Annotated in this window: 10 protein-coding genes; 5 read left to right on the top strand and 5 right to left on the bottom strand. The window is 43.2% G+C overall.

The genetic code is table 11. The features are described 5' to 3' along the window. Positions 1-2 precede the first annotated feature (2 nt). Together DSM107010_RS19615 and DSM107010_RS19620 are read left to right on the top strand one after the other, a co-directional pair. Positions 3-551, top strand: coding sequence for a methylmalonic aciduria and homocystinuria type D protein (locus DSM107010_RS19615; protein ID WP_015156918.1), 549 nt, complete (start codon positions 3-5; stop codon positions 549-551). Positions 552-602: 51 nt separating this feature from the next. Next, positions 603-1,385 (top strand): tryptophan-rich sensory protein, encoded by a 783-nt coding sequence (locus tag DSM107010_RS19620; protein WP_106166193.1) that lies wholly within the window; start codon positions 603-605, stop codon positions 1,383-1,385. A gap of 22 nt (positions 1,386-1,407) precedes the next feature. On the opposite strand, the gene DSM107010_RS19625 is transcribed toward DSM107010_RS19620, so the two are convergent. Next, entirely contained in the window at positions 1,408-1,884 is a 477-nt protein-coding gene (locus tag DSM107010_RS19625) for a GNAT family N-acetyltransferase (RefSeq protein WP_106166192.1), read from the bottom strand. 10 nt (positions 1,885-1,894) lie between these two features. Beyond that, entirely contained in the window at positions 1,895-3,778 is a 1,884-nt protein-coding gene (locus DSM107010_RS19630; protein WP_127023675.1) for an RluA family pseudouridine synthase, read from the bottom strand. 109 nt (positions 3,779-3,887) lie between these two features. Between DSM107010_RS19630 and DSM107010_RS19635 the strand changes: the two genes are divergently transcribed. The 3 genes from DSM107010_RS19635 (at position 3,888) to DSM107010_RS19645 (ending at position 7,928) form a co-directional block, all read left to right on the top strand. Continuing rightward, entirely contained in the window at positions 3,888-4,472 is a 585-nt protein-coding gene (locus DSM107010_RS19635) for a cytochrome b/b6 domain-containing protein (protein ID WP_181246433.1), read from the top strand. Positions 4,473-4,488: 16 nt separating this feature from the next. Beyond that, a complete protein-coding gene (locus tag DSM107010_RS19640) occupies positions 4,489-5,211 on the top strand; it encodes a molybdopterin-dependent oxidoreductase (RefSeq protein WP_015156922.1) in 723 nt (240 codons plus the stop codon). Positions 5,212-5,507: 296 nt separating this feature from the next. After that, a complete protein-coding gene (locus tag DSM107010_RS19645) occupies positions 5,508-7,928 on the top strand; it encodes a GH116 family glycosyl hydrolase (protein ID WP_127023678.1) in 2,421 nt (806 codons plus the stop codon). A gap of 31 nt (positions 7,929-7,959) precedes the next feature. On the opposite strand, the gene DSM107010_RS19650 is transcribed toward DSM107010_RS19645, so the two are convergent. The 3 genes from DSM107010_RS19650 to DSM107010_RS19660 form a co-directional block, all read right to left on the bottom strand. Continuing rightward, positions 7,960-8,577, bottom strand: coding sequence for an MFS transporter (locus DSM107010_RS19650; protein ID WP_106171205.1), 618 nt, complete (start codon positions 8,575-8,577; stop codon positions 7,960-7,962). Positions 8,578-8,614: 37 nt separating this feature from the next. Beyond that, entirely contained in the window at positions 8,615-9,223 is a 609-nt protein-coding gene (locus tag DSM107010_RS19655; protein WP_106171203.1) for an SET domain-containing protein, read from the bottom strand. Between the two features lie 438 nt (positions 9,224-9,661). Beyond that, complete coding sequence (locus DSM107010_RS19660) at positions 9,662-10,393, bottom strand: carbonic anhydrase (protein ID WP_106171201.1); 732 nt, start codon at positions 10,391-10,393, stop codon at positions 9,662-9,664. Between the last annotated feature and the right edge of the window lie 463 nt (positions 10,394-10,856).

A 10,856-nucleotide genomic window follows, 5' to 3' on the forward strand; every position in this document is an offset into this window, starting at 1 on the left:
AAATGCTGCAATACTCAGTTCACCCAGCTCCTAGATTCATTCGCACTCATTTAAATCGGCTTTTACCGAGTTGGTCGTTGCCAGTTTTATCTGTGGTTGTAGTTTTACAACTGTGTCAATTTGCTTTCTTGGAACGGACAGTTGAGACAGAAATCTATAAGAACGAATTTCGGCAACAATTTCTAGAATTTGGCAGCCAAATCATTGCCCAACTGGGAACAATGGGATACTTAGCAGATATGTTCGACCCGCGCACTGGTTTCCCTATGACTTCTCCTCCCGGTCAAGTGCGGTTGAGCGATGTGAAAGTTGTCGGCGCTACCCTGGGCTATACAATCGATCGTAGCGGTCAGTGTGCCGCGATCGTCCATCCAACTTGGGGAAAAGCAGTTTATCCTTCTACGCTTGTCTCATCTGCCCAACCAGATGTAGTTGCAGAAATCGTGGCTAACATAGCAGCTAATAGCACGCACTACGATATTCAACCCGTAGCAGGATCGAGCGATCCAACCGTAGAGGGGCAATCTTTTCCAAATATAAAGTCAGTATAAGAGAGCCAATATAAGAGCGTGCATCTGCGATCGCAGCTTGAGAAAAAATTTATGAAAGCATCCACACAAGGTTCTGGTAAAGAAATTGTACTGCCTTTGGCAACACTATTTGCTATCTTGGCGACTCTCAGCGTTAACGTCTTGTCAAATTTCTTTCCAGTTCGAGGATTAAATATTGGTGAAATTGCCAATACCATCCTTCAAGGCGTGCAAATTACGCCAGCAAATTATGCCTTTGCTATTTGGGGATTAATTTATCTCGGATTAATTGCCTATGGCGTTTATCAGTTTCTTCCAGCACAGCGCCAAAATTCAACTCTGCATCGAGTTGATGTCTTACTAATTATTGCTTGTCTAGCTCAAATTGCTTGGGTATATCTCTTCACGCTACAGCTATTTTGGCTTTCAGTAATAGCAATGCTAGCAATTCTAATTTCCTTAATTGGAGCTTACTTGCAATTAGAAATTGGCAAACGAGTATCGCGAGAATTCAAATGGCTGGTACACGTACCATTTAGTATTTATTTAGGTTGGATCTCTGTAGCAACGATTGTTAATATTGCCTCTGCTCTGTATATTTCTAATTGGGATGGTTGGGGCATAAGCTCTCTAGGATGGACTGTCATTATGCTACTTATTGGTGCAGCGATCGCCTCTGTAGTTGCCCTTCAACGGGCAGATATCGCCTTTACGCTGGTATTTGTTTGGGCGTATGTGGCGATCGCAGTTCGTCATTTATCTTTAAATAATCCTGTCATTTCAACAACCGCTGTAGTAGCAGCGATCGGACTTGCAGTCATATTAGGATTTAGCAGGGTGAAGAGTCAGAAGTGAGGGAAACTACTGCGCTAGCTGATTACCTCTGAGTGGATAATGCTTTGCGATAAACGATCTTGTCATCGCCCGTTTTGTAAAAGTCACGGATTCGCGCTTCTTCGCCATAACCGCACTTGCGATAGAATGCTCGCGTGCGCTCGAAGTCCGGCAGTCCTGACGTTTCTACCAATAGTACGCGCCCGCCACTTGCCGTCAACATTTGTTCAACATACTGTAGCAGGTTCGTACCACGTCCTTGTCCTTGGCAGTCGGGTCGGATGGCAATCAATTGCAGGTTCCACGTCCCATCAGTCATCCGTTCCATCTCGCAGTAGGCAATCCCCACTAATCCATTATCGTCGTCAACAATCCAGAAGCGATCGCTGTTACTGTTATTGCCAAAGTAATCGGACAGTATTTCGCCAAGCTCCTCAAGTTGGTTCGGCTCGAACAGTCCGGTCGCGTCGGCTAGGGCAATCAGTGGGGTCGTGTCATCGGGTGCGATTGGTCGAATCATACGATAACTGTCAAAATGGAGTTTTTACCTGTAGAGAAATACTTTTCCCTAAGTGGGGATGCTCGAAACAAAGTTCTCTCGCGTGTAAGTGTAGACGCTCTACTTCGGTGCGACAACCGTACAATCGATCGCCCAAAATGGGTATTCCTAAACCTCTAGGATCGGCAGCATGAACCCTAAGCTGATGCGTTCGTCCTGTTAGAGGGAGGAACTGAATCCGAGTCGAATCCTTCGATCTTGCTATGACTTGGAATTCCGTTAAGCTAGGTTTTCCCCGTGCATCAATTTTCTGATAAGGGCGATCGCAGGGATCTCCCCAAAGTGGCAGTTGAATCGTACCGCTTTCTTGCGTCACGCATCCGGCAAGTACCGCTTCATAAACTTTACGCACTCGCCGCTGTTGAAATTGCTGGCTCAGATGACGATAAGAGGCACGATCGCGAGTCAGTAGCAAAATACCCGATGTTTCTAGATCGAGGCGATGTGAAGCTGCGATCGCCATGCCATCGGGCAGTAAGTGACGTAAACGAGACACGACGCTATCATAGCGATCGCTACAACGACCGGGAACGGAGAGCAGTCCTGGCGGTTTATTCACGGCAATCAGCCATTCATCTTCATAAAGAATAGATGTCTTGGTTTGGATGCATAGATCTTGGAGATCCCCCTTAGTCCCCCTTAAAAAGGGGGAAACAAAGCCATCCTTTTCATAAAGAATAGATGTCTTGGTTTGGATGCATAGATCTTGGAGATCCCCCTTAATCCCCCTTAAAAAGGGGAAAACAAAATCGTTCTTAGCCCCCTTTATTAAGGGGGGTTGGGGGGATCGGATTGCCCCTCTTATTAAGGGGGGTTGGGAAGATCTCATTGCCCCCCTTTGTAAGGGGGGTTGGGGGGATCTCTGCTGTAAACCTGACAATAAAAACCCCATCAACGGCTGACAGCGTTCCGTACAGGCTCCATAGAACTCTCCCTGAACTTTTTCGCCATTAGTCGAAGGCGATCCCCACCAAAACTCCGCCATTGCCAGTGGCTTCAAGTTATGAGTTGCCGCATAATGCAACAACTTTGGCGCACAACAAGCCCCAGTTCCAGTAGGTAGCGAACCCGCCATCAACTGCTGTAGTGGTAGAGACTCCCCTGCGAAATTGCTCAACCTATAGCTAGCGTGCATCAGTGCTTGCAGCTGCCTCGATAAACTTTTCCGCTGTTGTTTCAACTCGTACATTCTCTTATCTGCTTGCTCGATCGCCTGTTGGAGCGGTTGTAACAGACAATCTCGTTGACGCTTAAACAGCTTGCGATCGATCCCATCCTGACGACTTTGTTCGTCCAGTTGCGCTAATGCCTCTACTAAAGCAACGCCTGCGAGGGTATCTTGAAATACCTGGCGCTGAAATTGTCGCTGTTGCTTGCGATCGCGATGTAGGATTGTAAGTTGCTGCCAGCGCGTTTCAAAATCCTGCACTAACGTTGCATACTTTTGCCGTTCCGGTATTTGTTGCAAAGCAATTAGCTCTTGTTTCATTGCTGCTAACATATCCAGGGTACGGGCTTCTTCTAAAGCCAGCTCTTTGCCCTCGATCGCTCCCACCCAACCTGCAACCGTGCTACAACCATGCAAAAGCCCAGAAAATGCTTTCAGCACTCGCTGTTCCCCAGCAGCAGTCTCGACGAGCAACACGCCATACATTTTCCCCTCATGGGAATACCGCGCCTCAGTAGCAAGCTGTTGCATCAACCCAATTGCGATCGCTTCTACAAAAGGGGTGCGGGGTAGTGTCAATAATTTACCCGTCTGAGGACAATAACCTTCATACCAATAACTGACAGGTGAATCATCAGCAACGCAACCTGAGCTAATAAAATCTGTTGGTAGATGAAGGGTCATAATTTTGGTAGTTGGTGGTTGGTAGTTGGTGGTTGGTAGTTGGTAATTGGTAATTGAGTGGTGCGTGGTGTGCGATCGAGATGTCACTGATAACTGATAACTGATAACTGATATGAAATCTCTGTCTCGACTTCCCAGGCAAGATATTGCAGCCAAAATTTTTCATTGGGTAAATATTGTTAGTTTATTCATTATGCTGACCAGCGGACTGCAAATCTACAATGCTAACCCCGTATTTGGCGGACGTGCAGGTTGGCATATTCCGCCAATTTTTACCCTTGGAGGGTGGCTGGCTGGTGGTAGACACTGGCATTTTGCTGCAATGTGGCTGTTTTCGCTCAACTTGGTGTTTTATGGAATTTATATCCTCGTTTCCCGTCGTTGGAAACATCGATTTGTCAGCGACAAAGACATCAAAGCACTGAAATTGAGTCAAAACCAAAAGCGTCGTGCTTATGCATGGCATCGGATCGCTTATACGGCGATCGTTCCCATTTTATTACTTGCTATATTTAGCGGCTTGGGTATGTACAAACCCGCTCAATTTCACTGGATTGTCGATTGTTTTGGCGATTGGCAAGCGTTGCGAATCGTTCACTTCGCTACCGTCCCACTCGTGATTATCTTTGCCACAATCCACGCCTTACTAGGACGAAAAGTCGGTGGCGATCGCCTTTTGGAATCGATGTTTTGGTAAGCTTATCTATAACAATATGAATCAGATTCAAATCCCTCGCCAAAGACTATTACGTCGTCACTTTCTAAAACTTTCTGGGCTTTCCAGCGTCAGTTTATTATTAGGTGGATGTGGCACGCCTTTATTTGAAGATATAGTCGGTAAAGTCTCCGAACCATTGAACCAAAAAGTTGAAACTTTAATTTTCAATCCTGAAAAACTCGCACCAGAATTTCCAGTCAGCGAGATCGAACCAGAAGCATTAATTGTTAACTCATTTAACTTTACTCCAAAAATCGATCCAACCAAATTTCGTCTGGTTGTCGATGGTGCAGTCAATAAATTCCTCAGCCTCAGCATGATAGAAATTCAGCAAATGCCCCTTGCCTCAATGGTGATTCGTCACGTCTGCGTGGAAGGGTGGGCGGCGATCGTGCAGTGGGGTGGAGTTCGATTGCGGGATATTATTAATCTTGCCCAACCTAAACCCGAGGCAAAATACGTTTACTTTAAATCCGCTGACGGCTACTACGAAAGCTGGGATTTAGCATCGTGTCTGCACCCACAAACGTTGATGGCATATCAGAAAAACGGGCAACCTTTACCAATAGATAACGGTGCGCCTTTACGTCTCGCCTCGCCAATTAAATTAGGTTACAAGCAAAGTAAATGGGTCACTAACATCATCCTTAGCGATCGCCTCCTACCCGTCAAAGGCTACTGGGAAGACCAAGGCTATGAATGGTATGCAGGATTGTAAAAAGTCAAAAGTCAAAAGTTAAAAGTTAAAATTTACAACTACCAATTACCAATTACTGAGATTTTGTAGCAATCTCAACTTGTGTCCAGACCCGCCCAGAAATTAATTTCTGGGCTAATAGCACAAGTCTACTGAAGTAGACTAAAAACTAGTTACAGTCGGATTTATCCGACTTAAGCTATGAGACTGGGATTTGAATCCCAGGAGGACGTTGCAACAACTGCAAGATCTTAGATTACCAATGACCAATTACCAAATCCAAGAGTAAAATCTATGGGATGCAATTCAGCACCTTAATGATGAACATTCCTAACTGTACCTGGCAGCGCCCTATCGGTCTGGGCTGGGATAAGCCCTATACTGTCCGTACCGCGAGTAATTTAGATGATGGTCCCTGGCACGGTATGCCTTTAGGGGGCTTTGGTGCGGGTTGTATCGGTCGATCTTCTAGGGGTGATTTTAACGTGTGGCAGGTGGACGGCGGCGAGCATATTTTTCAGCCGATGCCTGCTTGTCAGTTTAGCGTGTTTGAAAGCGTGTCTGAACGGAGTGCATCTCGTCAGGCTTACGCTTTGTGTACGGAAGCACCTGAAGATGGATTGCAGAATTGGCAGTGGTATCCATCTAGGGGCGAACAACACGCCCATACAGGCACGTATCATGCGTTGTATCCTCGTAGCTGGTTTGTGTATGAGGGTGTGTTTCAATCTCAGTTAACCTGCGAACAGTTTTCGCCAATTTGGGCAAATAACTATCAAGAAAGCAGCTATCCAGTGGGTGTATTTGTCTGGACTGCCCATAATCCTACTAATGCCCCCATAACTCTGAGTATTATGCTGTCCTGGCAGAATATGACGGGGTGGTTTACTAATGCCAGTAAATCTTCAGAAGTAAAAATTAGAGATGATGGTAGCCCAGTGTATGAATATAAATCGCGCTGGGGAGAAAGCCAGGGAAATTTTAATCGGTTGGTGGAATCCGAGTATGTGGGATGCATATTAGGGCGAGATAGCGGTGAGGATGTAGAGGAAGGGGACGGGCAGTGGTGCATTGCTACGGCAAAACAGCCAGGTATAGAAGTCTTTCATCACACCCGTTGGAATCCTGTCGGTACGGGGGAAGATATCTGGAAAAGCTTTGCTGAATCTGGCACTTTACCTAACCTACAAGATGAGACACCAGCTATAGAGGGAGAACAAATTGCAGGTGCGATCGCCATTCGTTTTACACTTCAACCAGGAGAAACTCGCACGATTCCCTTTGTCTTAACTTGGGATTTTCCCGTTACGGAATTTGCTGCTGGGGTCAAATATTATCGTCGCTATACAGATTTTTTCGATCGCACGGGTAAAAATGCTTGGGCGATCGCTCGTACAGCCTTACAAGCATACCAGTCTTGGCAATCTCAAATTCAAGCTTGGCAGCAACCAATTTTAGATAAAACCGATCTGCCCGATTGGTTCAAAATGGCATTGTTTAACGAACTTTACGATCTTACCAGCGGTGGGACGCTGTGGAGTGCGGCGACAGAGCGCGATCCGATCGGTCAGTTTGCCATTTTAGAATGTATTGATTATCGCTGGTATGAAAGTCTTGACGTGCGGCTTTACGGTTCGTTTGCTTTATTAATCTTATTTCCAGAGTTAGAAAAGGCTGTGATGCGTGCTTTTGCACGGGCTATTCCTGCTAGTGACAATCATCGTCGCCTCATTGGATATTACCTTACCATCGGGGCAGAAATGCCCCTCGCGCCGCGTAAAGTTGCTGGTGCAACACCTCACGATTTAGGCGCACCCAACGAACACGTTTGGGAAAAGACAAATTACACGGCATATCAAGATTGCAATTTGTGGAAGGATTTACCCAGCGATTTTGTTTTGCAGGTATATCGAGACTATTTACTGACAGGTGCGACTGATGTAGAGTTTTTAGCATCATGTTGGGAGGCGATCGTTCAAGCCCTCAACTATTTGAAAACTTTCGATAAGGATGGCGATGGAATTCCTGAAAATTCTGGTGCGCCAGATCAAACTTTTGATGATTGGAAGTTGCAGGGTGTTAGTGCTTATTGTGGGGGATTGTGGTTGGCGGCTCTAGAAGCGGCGATCGCTATTGGTAAAATTTTACTCAATTCTGTAGAGACGTTACATGTAGAGACGTTACATGTAACGTCTCTACAAGAAACGATCGACACTTATCAATCTTGGTTATCGCGATCGCGTCCTATCTACCAAGAAAAACTTTGGAACGGACAATATTATCGCTTGGATAGCAATAGCGGTTCTGATGTCGTGATGGCAGATCAACTCTGCGGACAATTTTACGCTCGTTTATTAAAACTACCTGACATTGTACCGCAAGAATGTGCTTTATCTGCACTCAAAACTATATACGATGCTTGCTTTTTGAAGTTTCATCAGGGAAAATTTGGGGCAGCGAATGGTTTAAAACCGAATGGTTCTCCTGAAAATCCTAATGCTACCCATCCATTAGAAATATGGACGGGAATTAATTTTGGATTGGCGGCTTTTCTCTTACAAATGGAAATGAAAGCTGAGGCACTGCAATTAACAGAAACAGTTGTCAATCAAATTTATGAAAATGGTTTGCAATTCCGTACTCCAGAAGCAATTACATCTGTTGGTACTTTTCGGGCAAGCTATTATTTGCGAGCAATGGCAATTTGGGCAATTTATGGCGTGTGGTTTGATTTTTAGCGATCTAGCAATTTACCATCTTTTGCTTTTGTCAATCGCTTGAATTTATTTGATGTTTTCTTAGCAAATGCTTTTTATCAGTAGTTGTTGCTGCACGTCCCTGTTGCTTTAACAGTTGAATGGAATACAAGGTAGCAATAACTTGAATCGTTCCCATTGTGATAAATAAAGTATTGAAAGACAACCAATTAACAATCACTCCCCCAAGCACTACAGCAAGACCAGTCATGACTTTTGATTGTCCGTCAGCCAAGCCCCAAATTTGCCCTGCCTTTCCTCGATCTTCATATTGTGCATATAAAGCATTCCAGGTAGGAGTTGCTAAAGCAGAAGCTATGCCCAACCCTATTTGAACGACAAACAAACTTAGTTGAGAAGATACGAATAGATAGCAAAATGTGAAAATGGCATTTAAAGCATAGCCAATTATCATGAGTTTGGCTTTGCTTATATTGCGATCTGATAACCTTCCAACTAGGATGGTAAAAATTCCTGTAGCAACTAGATATGTAGCCCAAATTCCGCTAATATCAAGAATATTACCTCCAACTTTTTGAGTGAATAAACCAAAAATCGGAGCAAACATTCCTTCGCCTAAGTACCAAATATTACTACTGTAAAGTAGGATTTTGAGATTTTTTTGTAGCATAGAAAACACAACAATGACTTAATGAAGTGGATATATTCTATGCAGTTATTAGTCTATGTTGACGGTCGTAGTAGGTATCAAGTACGGAATCAAGCCGTTCTTTTCCAGCAGCAACGGCATTCACTTTGTCTACAAATTTACTTGAAATAAACTTTCTTAATGGCTGTTCGACGCAATTGAAATAGGGCATGACTTCAGCAACTTGTCTATCCCATTCTGGGTATAGTAATAAAAAATCATCAGGCATAACTTTAGTTTTGGTGATACCTGGCTCTGGAAGGCATTCAAAAGGTTTGTCTAAATTAAAACAAGCATAGTGATCGGTTAATTCTTCACCAGGATAAATGTCTCTAGGAGCTATTTCAAAGTCATAAGCTGTAGAAATACAGTTGGCATAAAAACTATGATTGATATATCTACCAATGTCCCAACATAGTATATAGTTACCGTTTCTTCCTCGAAAAGAATATTTGAATACGTGTTCTTGTTGAAGTCGGTCTAGAGATAATATATATCCCTCGTCGAATTGCTGATCTAATTCATCCAATACCCACACTATCGTTCCTTGAGGAATAAATTTAGTAGCAAATACACCGTAACCAATAATTTCATTAACAAGACGTAACTCTGTGTCTGGATGAATCATAAAGTTTTAATGTATAGCAATGCGTAATTTTCTATCATAATTATTTTCGCAGTATACGCAATTTAAGCTTTTTTTAATATTTCTACATAGTAACAATATAAATGTTAGGAGTTATACCCCTGGTTATATAGAATATCTAACTCAAGTTAACAGCGATTAGTTGTAATTACAGCTATTTCAAAGCAACATTTAAAACTTAGTATATTATTCTACAGCTATCTTAAATAATTCACGAATAGTAAACAGCTTTCTCACATTTGTAGAGCAAATATTCGTAGAGCGATCGTTGCCAAATATACAGTTAAATCTTGACCTTCAGGAAATTTCCCATAAATGATGTGACTGAGAGCGATCGCCATTGCTGAATAAACATCTCTAGCGCTGCCGCTGTAGAAGTGTATGATAAAAATTCAGTAGGCGATCGCCCCTCGCCAAAATTTAAGTTACTAGAGTAACTGCTCCAGTATCTAGGTCATAACGACCACCTACGATTTTTAATTTCCCATCTTGAATCAGTTGAGATAGTATTGAAGAACTCTGCCGCAGTAGGTCAACTTGATACCGAATATTAGCCACAACAGCATCATTCACTGGATCGTTTGATTGAGCTTTTATCCCATTTAATGCTGGTTTGATATCCTCAACAAAAGTGCCAATTCTACCAGGAAGTAGGTCGCTTTTGAGTGCTGCTTGTACTGCACCACATCTTTCATGTCCTAAAACTATAATCAGTTGAGAACCTAGCACCGATGTAGCAAATTCTAGGCTACCTGTAGCTGTAGGACTGACAACATTACCAGCAAGCCGAACTACAAACAAATCTCCTAGTCCTTGATCGAAGACAATTTCTGCTGGAACTCGCGAATCAGCACATCCCAAAATAGAAGCAAAAGGATATTGAGCTACGGCAACCTCTCGTATGCGCAATCGCGATTGGTTAGGAGTCTGCCGCTTCTCTTTTATAAACCGTTGGTTGCCCTCCACTAATCTCTTGAGAGCATCATCTGGACTAACGGACTTTGGTTTTTCTTGAGTGTCTGTTTGTTGTGCCACAGCAGGTTGTGCGCCCCACGAGCTACTAACAACAGTAGTCGCAGCTACACTAGCTCCTCCTACACCCATCAATTTGAGCAAATTGCGCCGTCCAACAAATCCATTTTTTCGAGTCATCACCGTACCTCAATTAAAATTATTTGCTGATTTATACCTGATAAAACAGGAAAAATCAGCATAGTAAACCTCTATGTTTGCTGCGTTTGTAGTCGCACGACCTAATTTCGTTTTGACGTGAAAATCTGCAAATTTAAAATAAACTAACTTGCAAAAAATTTATCAAACAACAGACCCAACGATTAGGAAATTTATCAAATTATGGGTACAAAAAACTCATACTTACTATAGAGCTATTTTATGGTAAGTACAAAAAAATAATAGTTGAGTCTATGATATTCATCAAAAGGAATAGATATACTGCGATCGCAACTTTTTTTGTTCTCGGCACAAAAAGCTTTTTGCTGTACTCAACACGACTTTCTTAAAAAGAAGAATTGACATATAGCAATCCTAAATAGGATGTATGGTTATCCATACATAAATGCCTTGTCAAAAGTAAAGTATTGCTGATGGGTGACAA

Origin of the sequence: Chroococcidiopsis cubana SAG 39.79 (assembly GCF_003991895.1) — a bacterium.
Lineage (GTDB): Bacteria > Cyanobacteriota > Cyanobacteriia > Cyanobacteriales > Chroococcidiopsidaceae > Chroococcidiopsis > Chroococcidiopsis thermalis.